The organism is Paracidovorax wautersii (assembly GCF_031453675.1).
In the GTDB taxonomy this organism is placed as follows: domain Bacteria; phylum Pseudomonadota; class Gammaproteobacteria; order Burkholderiales; family Burkholderiaceae_C; genus Paracidovorax.
The window spans coordinates 1070948-1089377 of record NZ_JAVIZX010000001.1; the positions used below are offsets into that span (position 1 = coordinate 1070948).

Below are 18430 nucleotides of genomic sequence, written 5' to 3' on the forward strand. Positions count from 1 at the left end.
GAAGGCACGTCTTTGGTGGGGTGCAATAGGCGCGAAACGCGCCTGGAGGGGCGGCTCTCAGTGCGACAGGTGCAGGCCGCACTCGCGGTTGTCTTCGCCCTTGGTCGGGTCGACATAGTCGAAGTTGTTCGGCAGGCCGTGCGTCTGGCAGTACTCGTACAGGTCCTTGGACGACCAGTGAAGCAGCGGCGCGACCTTGACCAGCCCATCGGGGTTGATGCTCACCGGGTCCATCTGAGCGCGCACGGCCGTATCGGTGGCGCGCAGCGCGGTGAACCAGACCTGCGGCGCGGTCTCGCGCAACGCACGGGCGAAAGGTTCGAGCTTGACCTCTTCGGTAAAGGCGGCGTGGCGCGGATCGTCCAGCGCCGGCGTGGGGCCTTCCACGGCCTCGCGGTGCGCGCGCGAGCGCCGCGGCAGGTAGATCTTCAGGTTCAGGCCCAGCAGGCGGGTGACCTCGTCGGCAAAGCGGTAGGTGGCCTCGGTGTTGTAGCCGTTGTCCATCCACACCACGGGCACATCGGGCTGGGCGCGCGTGACAATGTGCAGGATCACCGCCTCGAACGGGCGGAAGTTGGTGGTCACGATGGCGGGGCGGCCCAGGCCGATGGCCCAGTCCACAAGGCCCTGGGCATTGCGGCCAAGGGTGGCATTGATGTGTGCGAGGTCGATTGCGCTCATGGCGGTGCTCCGTCGGGTCTGCAGCGCGCCAGCGGCCTGGCCGGCGTGCGGGGCTCCGATTGTGCCTCCCGCGCCACACCTTGGCCGCGGCAGGGTCAAGCAGGGCCGAGGCGGCGCACAATATCAAGAATCATTCCCATTCGCTTTTTATAATTCGGCCCGCCATGCCGCTGTCCGACGCCACCGCCCTGCGCTCCCCTTCCCCTGCCGAGCCGCTGCTCGCCGTGCTGGTGCAGCACTACGAGGACCTGGTGCGCTCGCTGCGCCACCGCTTCGGGGAGGAATGCCATCCGCGCGAGATCGTCAACGACCTGTGCGTGCGGCTGCTGGAGCGGCCGGTGCCGGCGGACATCGCCAACCCGCTGGCCTTTCTGCGCAGCGTGGCGCGCGACCTGGCCATCGACCGCTACCGCCGCCAGACCCGCCGTCCCGAGACGGTGCTGGACGGCCTGGCGCTGGAGGAGCTGCCCGCGCCCACCGCCGCCCCCCGGCTGTCGCCGCCCGAATTGGCCGTGGCGGCCGCGCAGCACCAGCGCGCCCTGCTCGCGGCCATCCAGCAGCTGCCGCCGGCCAGCCGCGACGCCTTCATCCTGACCAAGCTCTACGGCATGCCGCAGGACGAGGCCGCCCGGCGCATGGGCATCTCGCGCGGCATGGTGGCGCGCCACCTCGCCCGCGCCCTGCGCGACGTGGAGCCGGTGCTGGGCACCCCGCCGGCACGCGCCTGCGCCGACCATGCCGGCTGACCGATCCGCCGCGGCCGGCCGCCCGCGCCCGCCCGGTCCCCGCAGCGCGCACCGCCCCATCGACGAGGCCCTGGCGCCCTTCGCCGATCTGCTGCGCCAGCAGCTGCCCACCCCGGAAGAGATCGAGCAGACGGCGGCGGCCCGCCGTCGTGTCCCGCGCACCGCCCAACGCACGGCCGCGGCCACTGCGGCGGCAGTGGCCGCCCTGGCCGTGCTGCTGTGGACCGATCCGGCCCTGCTGCGCCAGACGCTCGCCACCGCCGTGGGCGAGCGCAGCACCACCGTGCTGGCCGACGGCAGCGAGGTGCGGCTGAACACCGGCTCGCGCGTGGAGGTGGCGCAGCATCTGCGCTCGCGCCGGCTGGTGCTGGTCGCGGGCGAGGCGTCGTTCCAGGTGGCGCACGCGCCCTGGCATGGCATCGCGGCCGGTCTGGAGCGTCCGTTCACCGTGCAGGCCGGCCGTGCGGTGGTGGAAGACATCGGCACCGTTTTCAATGTGCGCCGCCACGGCGAAGAAGGCCAAGGGGACCAAGTGGGCCACGCAGGCGGCGGCCAGGGCACGGGCGTGGCCGTGCTGCAGGGGCGCGTGCGCGTGCACACCGTGGCCGGCGATGCACCGCCAGTGGAACTGGCCGCGGGCGAGTCGCTGCACATTCCGCCCCGCGGGGCGCTGCCGGCGCCGCGCCCTGCGTCGGAGGCGGCCGCTGCCGCCCAGGCCTGGCGCGACGGCTGGCTGGTGCTGGACGCCACGCCCCTGTCCGCCGCGGTGGCCGAGATGCAGCGCCACCGCGCCGCGCCCATCGTGCTGGCGGATGCGCAGACCGCCGCCCTGCGCGTGTCCGGCCAGTTCCACCTGGACCGGCTCGACCAGCTCATCGATCTGCTGCCGCGCCTGGCACCGGTGCAGGTGCTGCGCCAGGCCGATGGCAGCGTGCACATCGGGGCAGGGGCGCCCGCGCACAGGCACTGAGCGGGCGGAACACCGGCACCAGCGACGGGAAGGTTCAGGCATCCAATGACCCTCCAGCGCTCATCTATCAAGCGCATATAGCTACCAAATAAATAGCAACTACCTGCCGCGATTGCAGGCCGGCTTTTTTTGCAGCCCCAGGTGTACAAACCCGCGCGCTGCAGCGGCACACCTGCGCCGGGCCGGGCGCACTGCGCGCGCCGCCTCCGGCCCCGATCCATCCAGGAGCCTCTTTCCATGTTCACCCCGTCATCCTTCCTCCGCCCGCCGCAGCGCCTGCGGCAGGCCGCGGCCGCCGCCACCCTGGGCCTGGCCGCCCTTGCCCACGCGCAATCCGTCACCGTGGACCTGCCCGCGCAGCCGCTGGCCCAGTCGCTGAACGCGCTGGCGCGCCAGAGCGGCGTGCAGATCGTGTTCATCACCGAGGTCACGCAAGGCCTGCAGGCGCCGGCCGTGCGCGGCACGCTGGACGTGCGGGAGGCGCTCGACCGCCTGGTCGCCCGCACGGGCCTGGTGGTGCGCGCGCAGGATGCGCGCACCTTCACCGTGGAGCAGGCCGCCAGCACCGGCGCCGCCGCCCAGCCGCTGGGCGCTGCAGGCGGGGGCGCGGCCGGCAGCGCGACCCTGGGCGAGGTGCGCGTGCAGGCCGCCCGCGGGGAGGACACGGCCTATTACGCGCCGTCTTCCGCCAGCGGCACCAAGACCGAGGCCCCGCTGCGCGACGTGCCCCAGACCATCGACGTGATCCCGCAGCAGGTGCTGCGCGACCAGGGCGCCCTGTCGCTGCAGGACGCCCTGCGCAACGTGGCCGGCGTGGGCCTGTCGCACGGCGACGGCCAGCGCGACCAGGTGAGCATCCGCGGGTTCACCAGCATCGGCGACCAGTTCGTGGACGGCTTCCGCGATGACGCGCTGTACTTCCGCGACCTCTCCAACATCGAGCGCGTGGAGGTCGTGAAAGGCCCGGCCGCCGTGCTGTACGGGCGCGGCTCATCGGGCGGGCTGGTCAACCGCGTGACCAAGAAGCCGGGCGTGGACGTGTCCGACGTGGCCCTCACCGTGGGCAGCTGGGCCGACAAGCGCGCCGAGTTCGACGTGGGCCGCGCGCCGGCGGGCAGCGACTGGTCCTGGCGCGTGACGGGCGCGGCCGAAGACGCCAACAGCTACCGCAGCCAGCAGTTCCTGGAACGCCAGACCATCGCCCCGTCCGTGCTGTGGAAGCCGGACGGTGCCACCTCGCTGATGCTGCAGGCCGAGTGGCTGCGCGACAAGCGCGTGACGGACTTCGGCATTCCCGCCTACCGCGGCCGGCCGGTGGACGTGAACCCGCGCACCTATTTCGGATCGGCCAACGCGCGCGATGCGGACACGTCCGAGTCCACCGTCGGCTCGTTCACCGCCACGTTCAACCACCGCTTCTCGGACACGCTGCGCGTGCGCAACGCGCTGCGCTACTACCACTACGAGCTGGACCGCCAGAACACCCTGCCCGCCGGCACCACCAACGAGGCGGCCGGCACCGTGGCGCTCACGCGCTCGGGCGTGGACCGCTTCGAGCACGGCGTCTTCAACCAGACCGAGCTGATCCAGAACCTGCGCACCGGCAGCGTGGAGCACGAACTGCTGTACGGCCTGGAGCTGGGCCAGCAGAACAAGGACGCGCTGTCGTACACCGGCGGCACGCTGGCCACCGTGAACCTGTGGAACCCCGTGCTGCCTGTGGCGCCGCTCAACGGCGGCGGCGCCGTCTCGGCCAGCGCGCTCAACCGCTACACCACGCGCGCGCTGTACGTGCAGGACCAAGTTACTTTGAGCCCGCAGTGGAAGGTGCTGGCCGGCCTGCGCTACGACCGCTTCGGCCAGGAGACCGACAACCGCCTGGCCGGCCAGAGCGACTTCGACCGCACCGACACCACCTGGAGCCCGCGCGTGGGCCTGGTGTGGCAGCCCAGCAGCACGCAGTCGTACTACGTGTCGGTGAGCCGCTCGTACCAGCCCTCGGCCGAGATGTTCGCGCTGTCGTCCACCAACGCGGCCATCAAGCCCGAGCAGACGACCAACTACGAGATCGGCGCCAAGTTCGATCTGCTGGAAGGCCGCGCCACGGCCACGGCCTCGCTGTTCCAGCTGGAACGCACCGACATCAAGACCACCAACCCCGCCGCGCCCACGCAGCTGATCCCCATCGGCACGCAGCGCACGCGCGGGCTGGAGCTTTCGCTGGCGGGCGAACTGCGCCCGGGCACGCAGGCCACGGTGAGTTACGCCTACCTGGACGCGCGCGTGACCGAGTCCAACACCGTGGACGCCGGCCAGAGCGTGCAGGGCAAGCGCGCCACCATCACGCCCAAGAACGCCCTCTCGGCCTGGCTGAGCCAGCGCCTGGGCGATGCCTGGACGGTGGGCGCCGGCGTGAACTACGTGGGCGCGCGCTTCGCCAACCCGGGCAACACGGTCACGCTGCCGTCGTACGCCGTGGTGGACGCCATGGCGCAGTACCGCATCGGCCCGGCGACGACACTGCAGCTGAACCTGCGCAACCTGTTCGACCGCACATACATCGTGTCGGCCCACGGCAGCAGCCCCAACCTGAACCTGCCGGGCGCACCGCGCAACGCCTCGCTCACGCTGCGGCACAGCTTCTGACCGGCCGGAGTACCCGGCACACGAACGACAAAGGGCGCCTGAGGCGCCCTTTTTTCCATGGTGAGGTCGGCGGTGGCCGTGCAGGGCCGCACCGCAGAGTCAGCGGCCCAGCTGCTCCAGCCACTGCTCCAGTTCGGCAGCTGCCTGGGCCGCGGCGTCCGCCAGGGCGCGCGTGCCGCCGACCGCATCGGCCGTGGTGGCGGGGCGCTGCACGACGAACACGCGCTGCGCCACCAGCTTCTCGCCGCCGGTGGTCGATTCGCCGATGGAGGCGCGCAGCCGCACCAGGGCGTTGCTGGCGTCGGGGGCGGAAAACACCTGGCTGAACTCCTCCAGCTGCACGCGCACCACCGTGGGCGGGCGGCCGTTGTCCAGCAGCTGGGCGATGCCTTCCTCGCCCAACAGCACGGCGCGGCGCTGGCCCATCTGGTCGCGCAGGGCCTGCTGCACCAGCTGGGCGGGCGGCTGGCTCCAGCGGGCCTGGCCGTAGGGCCGCAGCTGCTGCGCGTTGGCATAGGCCAGGCGGTAGAGCACGGCCGTGCTGCCTTCGGGCACGCCGGTGGTGCTGACCTCGGCCAATGCGACGGGCGGCAGTGCGGAGGCCGGGCCGGTGGACGGGCTGGCGGCCGAGGCCGGCGCCGTCACCGCCTGCGGCTGCGCCAGGCCCGGGCCGAAGTCGAACACCACCGCCCGCGTGGGCGGGGCGGGCAGCACCGAGCACCCGGCCAGCACCGCTGCCAATATCAAGCCAAAAAGGCCTCTAGCGCTTATGCAGCAAGCGCAAGCAGCTATATTTTTAGTAGTAAACATGCCCATTCCTCCACACGTGCGTTCGGTCATTGCGCCGGGCCCAGCCGCGGCGGGGGCACGAAGCCGGGCTCGCCCGGGCCGGCCGAGCCGCTGCCGTTGCCGTAGATGAGCGACTGCGGGTTGTCGCTGATGCCGCTGGCGGTGCGGCCCAGGCGGCGGGCGGCGCGGGCGGTTTCGTCGGCGGCGTTGTTCAGGCGCGGCAGCGACACGCGGCCGAATCGGTCGGCCGCGAGCGACAGGGTCTGCGAGCTGTCGGCGATCTTGTCGATGGGGCCGCCCTCGGCGCTGAGCTTGGCCACGGCGGTGCGCACTTCGGTGGCGGCCGCGGCGGCGTTGTCGCCCGCCGTGCGCAGCGACTGCAGCGTGGCCTGGGCGTCCTTCGCTACCGCGGGCACGGTGGCCAGCGCCGGGTCGAGCCGGGTGGCCACGGTCTGGTCGATGCGCTGCGTCAGGGTGTTGACGCTGCCGGTGGCCTTGGCCAGGTTGTCCAGGGCCAGCGCGAAGCGGGCCTGGTTCTCGTCGCCCAGCAGGGTGTTGATGCGCTCGGTGGCCTGCTGCACCTGCGCCAGGATGGCCGGGCCCTGCTCGGCCAGCTGGCTGAACGACGAGCTTTGCAGCGGCAGGCGCGGCAGGCCGCTTTCGCCGCGCGGCGGGGGCTGCAGCGGCGCGTCGGCATCGTCGAGCTGGACGTGGGCCAGCCCGGTCACGCCCTGGTAGCCCAGCGTGGCGAAGGTGGTGGGGCTGATGGGCGCGGTCTCATTCACGGCGATGCGGATCAGCACGTTGCCGCTGGCTTCGGGGTCGAAGCCGATGCGCGTGACCTTGCCCACGGCCACGCCCTTGTAGCGCACCGCCGCCTGCGGCTGCAGGCCGCTCACGCTGTCCTTGCTGGAGAGTTCATAGAAGGTGTAGTCGGTGCGGTCGCGCGTGAGCCATAAACCCATGCCAGCCAGCAGCGCAGCCACCACCAGCACGAAGAGGCCCGCGGCCAGGGCGTGGGACTTGTTTTCCATCAGCGGTCCTTGTCCCCGGAGGCATCGAGCGGCACGGGCGCCATGGCGCGCCGTCCGCGTTCCCCGAGGAAGAAGTGTTGAATGAAGGGATGCTCGAAGCGCACCACCTCCTGCGGCGTGCCCGACACGATCACGCGCCGCTCGGCCAGCACGGCCACGCGGGTGGAGAGCGCGAAGAGGGTGTCCAGATCGTGCGTGACCATGATCACGGTGAGCCCGAGCGAGGCATGCAGCTCGCGCAGCAGGTCGCAGAAGTCGTCCGAGCTGTTGGGGTCGAGCCCCGCGGTGGGCTCGTCCAGCAGCAGCAGCGGCGGGTCCATGATGAGGGCGCGCGCCAGCGCCACGCGCTTGACCATGCCGCCCGACAGGTCGGCCGGCATGCGCGTGGCGTGCTCGGGCTTGAGCCCCACCATCTGCAGCTTGACCATGGCCGCATCGCACACCACGCGCGGCGGCAGCGTGCCCTGCTCGCGCAGCGCGAAGGCGATGTTGTCCAGCACATTGAAAGCCGAGAACAGCGCACCCTGCTGGAACAGCATGCCCACGCGGCTGGCCGCGCCGGCGCTGCCCAGCTCGGCCGCGGGCCGGCCCAGCACGGTCACGCGCCCCCGCGTGGGCTGCGTCAGGCCGAGGATGTGCCGCAGCAGCACGGTCTTGCCGGTGCCCGAGCCGCCCACCAGCGCGAGGATCTCGCCGCGCTGCACGGTCAGGTCCAGGTTCTGGTGCACGGTGAAGGCCTCGTCGCCCTTGCCGAAGACGGTGGACAGCCCGGCGATCTCCACCGCAGCCTGGGGCGCCCCGCCCTCAGACGGCGCGGCGGCATGCAGCGGAGCGCAGGTCAGGCTCTTCATCGGATGCCCAGGTTCTTGAAGCCGATGGCGAACAGCGCATCCACCACGATGACCATGGTGATGGCCGTGACCACCGAGGCGGTCGTGCCCTCGCCCAGGCTCTGGGTGTTGGGCTTGACGCGCAGGCCCCAGTGGCAGCCGATGAGCGCGATGCCGGCGCCGAACACCGCCGACTTGAGCATGGCCATCCACAGGTTGGTGGGGCTCACGGCCGCGGGCAGCGCCTGCGCGAAGTACGCGGGCGAGATGCCCATGGTGACGTCGGCCGCCAGCATGCCGCCGGCCAGCGCGGCCAGCGTGGTCCACAGTGCGATCAGCGGCATGGCCACGGCCAGCGCCAGCACCCGCGGCATCACCAGCCGGTAGCCGTGCGGAATGCCCAGCACGCGCATGGCGTCCAGCTCTTCGGTCACGCGCATCACGCCGATCTGCGCGGTGATGGCCGAGCCCGAGCGGCCCGCCACCAGGATGGCGCCCAGCATGGGGCCGAGTTCGCGCACCAGCGAGATGCCCAGGATGTTGACGATGAAGGTCTCTGCGCCGAACTGCCGCAGCTGCAGGCTCATCAGATAGGCCAGCACCACGCCGATCAGAAAGCCCACCAGCGCCGTGATGGGCAGCGCCGTGGCGCCCATGCGGTAGAGGTGGCCCGAGACGTCGCGCCAGGGCCCGCGGCGCGGGTGGGCGACGAGGCGGCCGATGTCCAGCACCAGCTGCCCGAGCAGCTCGGTCATCTGGCGCGCATGGCCCACGGCGTGCAGCACCAGCACGCCCAGGCGGTCCACCTGCTCGGCCAGCGACCAGGCCTCGTGCGGGGGCTCCTCGGTGCTGAACTGCGCCACGCGCTCCAGCATGTCGCGCTGCGCCTCGTGCAGTTGCAGGCGCGCGGGCCAGGCGCGGCCCCAGTGGTGCCACAGCAGCTGGGCGCCGACGTGGTCCAGCCAGGCGATCTCGCGCAGATCCCACCCCAGGCCGGGCGCCGCCGGCAGCGCCCGCAGCTGCGCCGACAGGGCCCGCCAGTCGCGGCGCGAGCCCAGCTCCGCCGCGCCCCAGCGCCCGAGCAGCACGGCGGACGCCCCTTCGGGCGTATCGGCGCGGTCGATGCGGGGCTGTGGATCGGTCATCGGCGAAGGGGTGGCGGCACCAGGACAGAGGGCGCGGCGGCGGCCGCGGGGCAGGCCATCGTAGCGGAGCGGCCGGGAAGCGGTGCGTCAGCGCATACCCCGTGTCGCACGGCCGCGGCGGCATGCAATTATTATCAAATCGGGCTGTAGCGCAATCAGCATAAGCGCATGCAGCTATTAAAACTGAAGCATACCGCGCTTACCCTATCGACAGGCGGGGTGGCTTGCGCACAATGGGCCGGCCCTGTTCCGGGGTATTCCATGCGGCGCCCGGCGCCGTCTGCAGCCTGTTCATGAGCGACACCACTTTCGACTACATCGTCATCGGCGGCGGCACCGCCGGCGCCCTGCTGTGCAACCGGCTCAGCGCCGACCCGCGGAACCGCGTGCTGCTCATCGAGGCCGGCCGCAAGGACGACTACCACTGGATCCACATTCCCGTCGGCTACCTGTACTGCATCGGCAACCCGCGCACCGACTGGCTTTACCACACCGAGCCCGACCCGGGCCTGAACGGCCGCAGCCTGCGCTACCCGCGCGGCAAGACGCTGGGCGGCTGCAGCAGCATCAACGGCATGATCTACATGCGCGGCCAGGCGCGCGACTACGACCAGTGGGCGCAACTGACGGGCGACGACGCCTGGCGCTGGGACAACGTGCTGCCGGCCTTCCGCCGCCACGAGGACCACTGGCGCCTGGACAGGCCCGGCGAAGCCGACGAGCACTTCAAACGCCTGCACGGCAGCAAGAGCACCGGCGGCTCGGGCGAGTGGCGGGTGGAGAAGCAGCGCCTGCGCTGGGACGTGCTGGACGCCTTCTCGCAGGCCGCGCAGCAGGCGGGCATTCCGGCCACGCAGGACTTCAACGGCGGCGACAACGAGGGCGTGGGCTACTTCGAGGTGAACCAGAAGGCCGGCTGGCGCTGGAACACCGCCAAGGCCTTTCTGCGCCCCATCTGCTACGGCCGCCCCAACTTCGAGATGTGGACCGCCGCCCAGGCCACGCAGCTGGTTCTGGAGACGCAGCCCGACGGCACGCGCCGCTGCACCGGCGTGCGGGTGTGGACGGGAGACGAGATGGTGACGGCGCATGCCAGCGAAGAGGTGATCCTGAGCGCGGGCGCCGTCAACTCGCCGCAGCTGCTGCAGCTGTCCGGCATCGGCCCGGCAGACCTGCTGCGCCGGCACGGCATCGACATGCAGGTGGACCTGCCCGGCGTGGGCGCCAACCTGCAGGATCACCTGCAGATCCGCGCCGTCTACAAGGTCAACCACGTGCCCACGCTCAACGTGCTGGCCGGCAGCTGGCTGGGCAAGGCGAAGATCGGGCTGGAGTACCTGCTCAAGCGCAGCGGGCCGATGAGCATGGCGCCGTCGCAGCTGGGCGCCTTCACGCGCAGCAGCCCCGACCAGCCGTACCCCAACATCGAATACCACGTGCAGCCGCTGTCGCTCGAAGCCTTCGGCGAGCCTCTGCACGCCTTCCCGGCCTTCACCGCCAGCGTGTGCAACCTGAACCCCACCAGCCGGGGCACGGTGCAGATCAAGAACGCGGACTTCCAAACCGCGCCGGCCATCGCGCCCAACTACCTCTCCACCCCCGAAGACCGCCAGGTGGCCGCCGACAGCCTGCGCGTCACGCGCCGCATCGTCGCCCAGCCGGCGCTGTCGCGCTACCAGCCCACCGAGTGGAAACCCGGTCCCCAGTACGAAAGCGACGAAGACCTGGCGCGGCTGGCGGGCGACATCGCCACCACCATCTTCCACCCCGTGGGCACGACCAAGATGGGGCGCGCCGACGACCCGATGGCGGTGCTGGATGCGCAGCTGCGCGTGCGCGACGGGCGCGGCGGCGTGGTGGCCGGCCTGCGCGTGGTGGATGCCGGGGCCATGCCCACCATCACCAGCGGCAACACCAATTCACCCACGCTGATGCTGGCCGAGAAGGCCGCGGAGTGGATCCGCGCCGCACGGCGTCCACGGGCTGCGGTGGGCGCCTGACGGCGCCGTCTGCTGCTAGCGGATGCCGCCCACGTAGCGCGGCGGCACGGGCGGTGGCGGTTCTTCGCCGTGGCGGCGCAGGCGCTGGGCCGCGGCCTCCATCAGCGGCTTGCGGGGCGCGGGCTCTGCAGCGGCCTCCAGCGTGAGCAGCTCCAGGCGGTCGGCCCAATCCAGCAGCTCGGGGATGGCGTCCTCACGCGCCCGCTCCCGCGCGAAGCGCACGATCTCCAGCGCGTAGTCCGCATTCACGGCCATCCACTCGGTGTCGGTCACGCGGCCGACCTTGCGGCGCAGCAGCACGTGCAGGTGGGCGGCCACGGAGAGCCGGTCGCGTCCCGGGCCGGCCTCGTCGTGCGGCGACCACATCATGCGCCGATGCGCTCGCGGTGCTGGGACAGATCGAGCCCCTGGAACTCCGCGGCGTCGCTGACGCGCAGGCCCAGCGTGCGGTCCACCGTCCACAGCAGCAGCGCGGACACGCCCAGGCTGTAGGCCATGACGGCGCCCACGCCCAGCGCCTGGGTGAGCAGGCTGCCTTCCACGCCGCCGATGCGCGGGCTGGCCAGCACGCCGGTGAGCAGGGAGCCGACGATGCCGCCGATGCCGTGCACGCCGAACACGTCCAGCGAATCGTCGAGCCCCAGCAGGCGCTTGAGGCCGGTGCTGCCCCAATAGCAGGCCACGCCTGCCACCGCACCGATGACGAATGCTGACCGCGGCGTGACGAAACCGGCCGCCGGCGTGACCGCCACCAGGCCCGCGACCAGGCCTGAGCACAGGCCCAGCAGCGAGGCGCGCCCGCGCGTCACCGCCTCGCCCGCCGCCCAGGCCAGCGCTCCGGCCGCAGCGGCGATCTGCGTGGCCGCCAGTGCCACCCCCGCGCGCCCGTCGGCCGCCACGGCCGAGCCGGCGTTGAAGCCGAACCAGCCGACCCACAGCAGCGCCGCGCCGGCCATGGTGAAGCCGAGGTTGTACGGCTCGAAGGCTTCGCGGCCGTAACCCTTGCGATGGCCCAGGAACCAGGCGCAGGCCAGGCCCGCCATGCCGGCGTTGACATGCACCACGGCGCCCCCGGCGAAATCGAGCGCACCCAGCTGCGCCAGCCAGCCGCCGGACTCCCATACCCAATGGGCCACCGGGGCGTAGACGCACAGCGACCACAGGCCGATGAACACGAGCATCGACGAAAAGCGCATGCGTTCGACGAAAGCGCCGACCACCAGCGCCGCGGTGATGATGGCGAAGGTGAGCTGGTAGGTGGCGTAGACGGATTCCGGCACGTTCGGCGCCAGATGGCTCACGGCCACCAGCCCGGCGCGCAGGTCGAAGTCCAGCCCCGCGAAGCCCATGCGGCCGACGCCGCCCAGCCAGGCGTTGCCCGGCGTGAAGGCCAGCGAGTAGCCCATGGCGAACCACAACAGGGTGACCAGCGCGGCGATGGCCACCACGCTGGCCATGGTGTTGAGCACGTTCTTGCGCCGCACCATGCCGGCGTAGAACAGGGCCACGCCGGGCAGCGTCATCACCAGCACAAGTACGGTCGCCGTCATCATCCAGCCGGTGTCCGCCGCATTCAACGAAGCAGTGGCCACCAGGCCCGGTGCGGCCAGCGCCGGCCCGGGCGTCACCTGCGCCGCGGCGCTCGGCACCGTCTGCGCAGCGGCACCCGCCATGCCCGCGCACCAGACCGCCATCGCCATCCATGGCGCCCTGTGCATTCCACACCGCATTGCCTGCCCTCCGCTGTCGTGCTGTTGACGCCGTACGTCGCACAACGCGTGCCAAGCGGCCGCTGCCGGCGCACGCGCAGGCGCCGGAACACCGGCGCGCCGCCGGCCGGCACGCCCCACAACGGTGTGCGGGAAACCACCAATGCACCACGCAAGTGCACGCCGTTACAGTCAATGCACTCGAGAGCGCGCCACGGCACGCCACGCGAGGGGACCGAGGAGACAACTCTACCTACCAACAATACATTCCAAGCATCCCCCATAAGATGCCCTCTTCCCAGGCGCCGGCGATCCCGGCGCCTTTTCTTTTTATGGCCGGTCCGCGCCGCACCGGCCGGGAGCGCACCAGGGTGCAGCAGGGCGGCAGGGGCGGTGCGACAATCGCGCCCCTATGGAATGGATCATCGTCTCGCTCGCCTCGCTGCTGGCCGGATTCGTGGATGCCATCGTGGGCGGCGGCGGGTTGATCCTGACACCGGCCCTGTTCGCCACGTTCCCCACCGCACCGCCCGCCACGCTGCTGGGCACCAACAAAAGCGCCTCGGTCTGGGGCACGGCCATCGCCACCTGGCAGTACGGGCGCAGGGTGCAGATGCGCTGGCAGGCCCTGCTGCCGGCCGCGGCGGCCGGATTCGCCGGCGCCTTCTTCGGCGCCTGGACGGTCACGGTGATCTCGGCCGACTTCCTGCGCAAGCTGCTGCCGGTGGTGCTTATCGTGCTGCTGCTGTACACGCTGGCGCGCAAAGATCTGGGGCGCCACCACACGCCGCGCTTCGCCGGACGCACCGAAACGCTGGCGGCCTGCCTGATCGGCGTCGTCATCGGCTTCTACGACGGCTTCTTCGGCCCGGGCACCGGCAGCTTCTTCGTCTTCCTGTTCGTGCGCCTGCTGGGCTACGACTTCCTGAATGCCTCGGTGTCCGCCAAGCTGCTCAACCTGGCGACCAATGCCGCCGCGCTGATCCTCTTCACCGCCAAGGGCCACGTGTGGTGGCACTTCGCGCTGCCCCTGGCCGTGGCCAACGTGATCGGCAGCGTGCTGGGCGCGCAGATGGCGCTCAAGCACGGCGCGGGCTTCGTGCGCGGCATCTTCATCTTCGTGGTCGGCGCGCTGATCCTGAAGACGGGCTACGACGCCTTCCTGCGATGAGCGTTGCCACCGCGCGGCGCCGCGGCCGTGCACCCCTTCCGGCGCGTGCGCCGGCGGACTACATTCTCTGCAGCCCACCACCCCGAGGATTCCTGCCATGACGACGACCACTCTCACCCTGATCGGCGCGCCCACGGACGTCGGCGCCAGCGTGCTGGGTGCCAGCATGGGACCGGATGCGCTGCGCATCGCGGGCATCGCCCGGGCGATGCGCGGACGCGGCTTCGAGGTGATCGACCGGGGCAACCTGGCCGGGCCCGGCAACCCGCAGGCCGAGCCGGCCAGCGGTTTCCGCCACCTGGCAGAGGTGACGGCCTGGAACGAAGCCGTGTACGCCGCCGCCCTGGCCGATCTGCGCGCGGGCCACGTGCCCTTGATGATGGGCGGCGACCACTGCCTGGCCATCGGGTCCATCAGCGCCGCCGCGCAGCACTGCCGCGAGCAGGGCAAGCGCCTGAAGGTGCTGTGGTTCGATGCGCATGCGGACGCCAACACGCCAGAGTCCACCCCCAGCGGCAACCTGCACGGCATGCCCGTGGCCTGCCTGCTGGGCCATGGCCCGGCCGGCCTCACGCACCTGGCCGGCGTGCCGGCCCTGCAGCCGGGGCAGATCGGCCTGATCGGCGTGCGCAGCGTGGACGCCACCGAGAAGCAGTTCGTGAACGAGCACCGCATCGAGGTCTACGACATGCGCACCATCGACGAACTGGGCATGCGCACGGTGATGGAGCGGGCGCTGGCGGGTGTCGATGCCGACACCCACCTGCACGTCAGCTTCGACATGGACTGCCTCGATCCCTCGGTGGCCCCCGGCGTGGGCACGGCCGTGCGTGGCGGGCCGACCTACCGCGAGACCCAGCTGTGCATGGAGATGCTGGCCGACTGCGGCGCGCTGCGCTCGGCCGATCTGGTCGAGCTGAACCCGGCGCTGGACATCCGCAACCAGACGGCGGAACTGGCCGTGGACCTGCTGGAGAGCCTGTTCGGCAAGTCCACGCTGATGCGCCCGGTGTGACCGGACGCGAGGGTGCTGCGGCTTGCCGGGCCCCGAACTTGCATGGGCTGCGGTCAGGGTTTGCAGCCTTGTGCCCGCACCGGGGTGCCTCCCTATAATGTGACCGCTCCATGACGCCTGCCCGCAAACCGGGCCGTGCAGGGGCGCAAGTTCCGGCTTTGCCAACCGCCAAGCCGGATTTTTTGTACCTGGAACCATCCCACGCAGGAACAGCAGATGAAGATGTTCAAGACGATTGCCACCGCCGTGGCACTGTGCGCCGCGTTTTCCGTGCAGGCCCGCACGGTCGACGCCATCAAGAAGGACGGCAAGATCGTCATCGCCACCGAGGGCCAGTTCGCCCCCTTCAACTTCTTCCAGGGCAACAAGCTGACGGGCTTCGAGGTCGAAGTGGCCGAGGCCGTCGTCAAGAAGATGGGCGTGAAGCTGGAATGGAAGACGCTGGGCTTCGACGCCCTGCTGACCGGCCTGGCCCAGGACCGCTGGGACGCCGTGATCGCCTCCCACGGCATCACCGAAGAGCGCGCCAAGGCCGTGACCTTCGCCGAACCCCACTACTGCTCCGGCGGCATCATCGTGTCGATCGACGGCAAGACCCGCACGGCGGATGACCTGAAGGGCAAGACCGTGGCCGTGCAGACCGGCACCAGCTACCTCACGCAGGTGCAGAAGCTGACCGGCGTGAAGGAAGTGAAGAACTTCCCGCAAGACACCGACGCCCAGCGCGCCCTGATCTCCAAGCGTGTGGACGCCTGGGTGAGCGACAAGTTCGTCGCCAAGGAAGCCGCTGCCAAGAACGCCAAGGCCGGCTTCAAGCTCGGCGATATGCTGTTCATCGAGCGCATCGCGCCCGCCGTGGCCAAGGGCAACACCGGCCTGGCCGATGCCTGGAACAAGGCCTTCGAAGAGATCCTGGCCGACGGCAGCTACGCAGCCATCTCCAAGAAGTACTTCAACGAAGACGTGCGCTGCACCAAGTAACCTGACCTAGAAGGACTTTCCGGCGCCCGTGGCTCACGCTGCGGGCGCCGGCCTCATTTCCATGCTGACCGCAATCTGGCCCACGCAGTGGAGCCGCCAGCAACGCAGCAATGCCACGCTGGTCACCGCCCTCGTGCTGATGGTGCTCGCCCTGTCGCTGCTGGGCTGGCTGCTTTCGTTCTTCCCCGATCCCATCGGCCCCAACGCCCAGGCCTTCTCGGACGGGGCGCGCACCACGCTGTGGCTCACGCTGGTGAGCGGCGCCGTGGGCCTGGTGCTGGGCACGGCCGCGGCCCTGGCGCGCACCGCGCGCTTCATCGGCCTGCGCTGGCTCGCGGGCTTCTACATCTGGGCCATCCGCGGCACGCCGCTGCTGGTGCAGATCCTCTTCGTGTACTTCGCGCTGCCGGTGCTGGTGCCGGGCGCCAACCTGCCCGACTTCGCCGCTGCCGTGGTGGCCCTGGGCCTGAACGTGGGCGCCTACAACGCCGAGGCCATCCGCGCCGGCCTGCTGGCCGTGCCGCGCGGCCAGACCGAGGCTGCGCGCGCCCTGGGCCTGTCGCGCACCTACGTGTTCTTCGACGTGGTGTTCCCGCAGGCGTTCAAGATCTCGCTGCCGCCGCTGGTGAGCAACTTCGTCGCGCTGCTCAAGGACTCGTCCCTGGCCTACGCCATCGGCGTGGTCGAGCTGACCAACGTGGGCAACCGCATCCAGTCGGCCACCTTCCAGCCCATCGCCACGCTGACCACCGTGGCCGTCACCTACCTGCTGCTGACCACGCTGGTCACCCAGGTGTCCAACGCCATCGAGCACCGTTTCGACGTGGAAGGACGGGTCAAGTAAATGAGCACCGGTAACCACTACATCGTCGTCGACCGCGTGTGCAAGTCGTTCGGCACGCACCAGGTGCTGAAGGATGTTTCCACGGCCTTCAACACCGGCGAGGTCACGGTCATCATCGGCGCCTCGGGCTCGGGCAAGAGCACGCTGCTGCGCGCCATCAACCGGCTGGAGCCGCACGACAGCGGCACCATCACCATCGGCGGCGCCGAGGTGACGGACGACGAGCGCTCGCTGCAACGCCAGCGCAGCGAGGTCGGCATGGTGTTCCAGCAGTTCAACCTGTTCGGCCACATGAGCGTGCTGGACAACGTGACGCTGGCGCCGCGCCGCATCCGCCGCACGCCGCGCGCCCAGGCCAACGAGAAGGCCATGGCCCTGCTGCGCCGCGTGGGCATGCAGGACCATGCGCACAAGTACCCGTGGCAGCTCTCGGGCGGGCAGCAGCAGCGCGTGGCGATCGCGCGGGCGCTGGCCATGGAGCCCAAGGTGATGCTGTTCGACGAGCCCACCTCGGCACTCGACCCCGAGATGGTGCAGGAAGTGCTGGACGTGATGCGCGAGCTGGCCCGCGGCGGCATGACCATGATCGTCGTCACGCACGAGATGGGCTTCGCCCGCGAGGTCTCCGACCGCGTGATGTTCTTCGACCAGGGCTGCATCGTGCACGACGCCCCGCCGGCCGAGTTCTTCGGCAACCCGGCCAACGACCGCATCCGCGCGTTCATCGGCCGCATGAGCAGCTGAGCCGAAGCCGCCGGCTGCGCGGTGACCCCGCGGCGCGCCGGACCGGCACCCCTTCCGGCGCCTCAATCGCTCCTAAAAATATAGCTGATTGCGCTGGCTAGCGTTGGCTTTCAAGGCATTTTGTATTTGAAACCCTTGCCTGGCAAGCGCAAGCAGCTCCTGTTTTAATACCGCCGTCTTTGTCGGCGGCCTACCGATCTCCTTGTTCCGTATGCGCTCCGAACGCCAGGGCCTGCTGGCCCTTCTGCTGGTCACCATGGTTTGGGGAACCACCTTCCCGGCGATGAAGATGCTGTCCGCTCACCTGGACGCGCTGCAGATCATCTGGCTGCGCTTCGCCATCGCCCTGGCCGTGCTCAGCCCGCTGTGGCGCGGCATGCGCCGCGCCGAGCAGCGCTGGGGCCTGCTGCTGGGCGCCCTGCTGTTCCTGGCGTTCTGGCTGCAGATCGAAGGGCTGGCGCGCACCAGCAGCAACCGCAATGCCTTCGTCACCGGCCTGAACGTGCTCGTCGTGCCGCTGCTGGCCATGGCCGCGCTGGGCCGGCGCTACGGCTGGACGCTGTGGGCCGCCTGCGGCATGGCCCTGGCCGGCATGGCGCTCATGTTCCACGAGAACGAACCCTGGAACCTGGGCGATACGCTGACGCTCGCCAGCACGCTGTTCTACGCCCTCTACATCCTCACGCTGGAGGAGTGCGCGCGCCGCACGGCCGCGGCGCCGCTGCGGGCCACGCGCATGGCGGCCATGCAGGCGCTGGTGATGTTCGGCGCCGCCACCGTGCTGGTGGGCGTGCGCCACGGCGGCTATGCCGGGTCGCTAGCGCAGATCGCGCAGCTGGCGGACGGCGCCTGGATCGCGGTGGCCTACCTGGGCGTGGTGGCCAGCGTGCTGGTGGTGACGCTGCAGGCCTGGGGGCAGCAGCGCGTGGACGCCATGCGCAGCGCCATCGTCTTCGGCCTGGAACCGGTCTTCGCCGCGCTCACCGCCTGGGCCCTGATCGGCGAGCGCCTGGGCTGGGCCGGCGTGGGCGGGGCCGCGCTCATCGTGGCCGCACTGATCGTCAGCCAGCTGCAGCCGCCGCGCGCGCCGCTGGCCGCCGGCTGAGGCCGGCCCGGCCTTCTCCA

The 18430-nt window shown here is 70.8% G+C and carries 17 protein-coding genes; 10 read left to right on the top strand and 7 right to left on the bottom strand.

The window, feature by feature from the left end; genetic code table 11:
- Positions 1-57: 57 nt before the first annotated feature.
- Positions 58-681, bottom strand: coding sequence for a phosphoadenosine phosphosulfate reductase domain-containing protein (locus QE399_RS05000; protein WP_309826728.1), 624 nt, complete (start codon positions 679-681; stop codon positions 58-60).
- A gap of 164 nt (positions 682-845) precedes the next feature.
- Here QE399_RS05000 and QE399_RS05005 point away from each other — a divergent pair, with 164 nt between their 5' ends.
- From QE399_RS05005 to QE399_RS05015, 3 genes are all read left to right on the top strand, one after another.
- Positions 846-1427, top strand: a complete 582-nt coding sequence (locus QE399_RS05005) for an RNA polymerase sigma factor (RefSeq protein ID WP_309826729.1) — start codon at positions 846-848, stop codon at positions 1425-1427.
- Complete coding sequence (locus QE399_RS05010; RefSeq protein WP_309826730.1) at positions 1417-2397, top strand: FecR family protein; 981 nt, start codon at positions 1417-1419, stop codon at positions 2395-2397. Before QE399_RS05005 ends, QE399_RS05010 begins: the two co-directional genes overlap by 11 nt.
- 237 nt (positions 2398-2634) lie before the next feature.
- A complete protein-coding gene (locus tag QE399_RS05015; protein ID WP_309826732.1) occupies positions 2635-5043 on the top strand; it encodes a TonB-dependent siderophore receptor in 2409 nt (802 codons plus the stop codon).
- 99 nt (positions 5044-5142) lie between these two features.
- Here QE399_RS05015 and QE399_RS05020 read toward each other — a convergent pair whose 3' ends face one another.
- The 4 genes from QE399_RS05020 to QE399_RS05035 are packed head-to-tail and all read right to left on the bottom strand — an operon-like array spanning position 5143 to position 8841.
- Positions 5143-5853 (bottom strand): ABC-type transport auxiliary lipoprotein family protein, encoded by a 711-nt coding sequence (locus tag QE399_RS05020; RefSeq protein ID WP_309826734.1) that lies wholly within the window; start codon positions 5851-5853, stop codon positions 5143-5145.
- 26 nt (positions 5854-5879) lie between these two features.
- A complete protein-coding gene (locus QE399_RS05025; protein ID WP_309826736.1) occupies positions 5880-6866 on the bottom strand; it encodes an MlaD family protein in 987 nt (328 codons plus the stop codon).
- On the bottom strand, positions 6866-7717 hold the full coding sequence (locus QE399_RS05030) for an ABC transporter ATP-binding protein (RefSeq protein ID WP_309826738.1): 852 nt from the start codon (positions 7715-7717) through the stop codon (positions 6866-6868). Before QE399_RS05030 ends, QE399_RS05025 begins: the two co-directional genes overlap by 1 nt.
- A complete protein-coding gene (locus QE399_RS05035) occupies positions 7714-8841 on the bottom strand; it encodes an MlaE family ABC transporter permease (protein WP_309826740.1) in 1128 nt (375 codons plus the stop codon). The genes QE399_RS05030 and QE399_RS05035 overlap by 4 nt, the downstream gene beginning before the upstream one ends.
- A gap of 293 nt (positions 8842-9134) precedes the next feature.
- Between QE399_RS05035 and QE399_RS05040 the strand changes: the two genes are divergently transcribed.
- Positions 9135-10841 (top strand): GMC family oxidoreductase, encoded by a 1707-nt coding sequence (locus QE399_RS05040; protein WP_309826742.1) that lies wholly within the window; start codon positions 9135-9137, stop codon positions 10839-10841.
- Between the two features lie 15 nt (positions 10842-10856).
- Here QE399_RS05040 and QE399_RS05045 read toward each other — a convergent pair whose 3' ends face one another.
- Positions 10857-11210, bottom strand: coding sequence for a hypothetical protein (locus QE399_RS05045; protein ID WP_309826744.1), 354 nt, complete (start codon positions 11208-11210; stop codon positions 10857-10859).
- Complete coding sequence (locus tag QE399_RS05050; protein ID WP_405043218.1) at positions 11207-12514, bottom strand: ammonium transporter; 1308 nt, start codon at positions 12512-12514, stop codon at positions 11207-11209. Before QE399_RS05050 ends, QE399_RS05045 begins: the two co-directional genes overlap by 4 nt.
- 448 nt (positions 12515-12962) lie before the next feature.
- Here QE399_RS05050 and QE399_RS05055 point away from each other — a divergent pair, with 448 nt between their 5' ends.
- The 6 genes from QE399_RS05055 (at position 12963) to QE399_RS05080 (ending at position 18410) form a co-directional block, all read left to right on the top strand.
- A complete protein-coding gene (locus QE399_RS05055) occupies positions 12963-13721 on the top strand; it encodes a sulfite exporter TauE/SafE family protein (protein ID WP_309826746.1) in 759 nt (252 codons plus the stop codon).
- A 97-nt stretch (positions 13722-13818) separates the two neighbouring features.
- On the top strand, positions 13819-14736 hold the full coding sequence (gene rocF / locus QE399_RS05060; protein WP_309826748.1) for an arginase: 918 nt from the start codon (positions 13819-13821) through the stop codon (positions 14734-14736).
- A gap of 216 nt (positions 14737-14952) precedes the next feature.
- Positions 14953-15717 (top strand): ABC transporter substrate-binding protein, encoded by a 765-nt coding sequence (locus QE399_RS05065; protein WP_309826750.1) that lies wholly within the window; start codon positions 14953-14955, stop codon positions 15715-15717.
- Between the two features lie 61 nt (positions 15718-15778).
- Positions 15779-16561 carry an amino acid ABC transporter permease gene (locus tag QE399_RS05070; protein ID WP_309826752.1) on the top strand — a complete coding sequence of 261 codons (783 nt, stop codon included), beginning with the start codon at positions 15779-15781 and terminating at the stop codon, positions 16559-16561.
- Positions 16562-17305: an amino acid ABC transporter ATP-binding protein gene (locus tag QE399_RS05075; protein WP_309826754.1), complete on the top strand. Its 744-nt coding sequence runs from the start codon at positions 16562-16564 to the stop codon at positions 17303-17305.
- Between the two features lie 211 nt (positions 17306-17516).
- The gene (locus QE399_RS05080) at positions 17517-18410 is read left to right on the top strand and encodes a DMT family transporter (RefSeq protein WP_309826756.1); all 894 of its coding nucleotides are present in this window, start codon (positions 17517-17519) and stop codon (positions 18408-18410) included.
- Positions 18411-18430 lie beyond the last annotated feature (20 nt).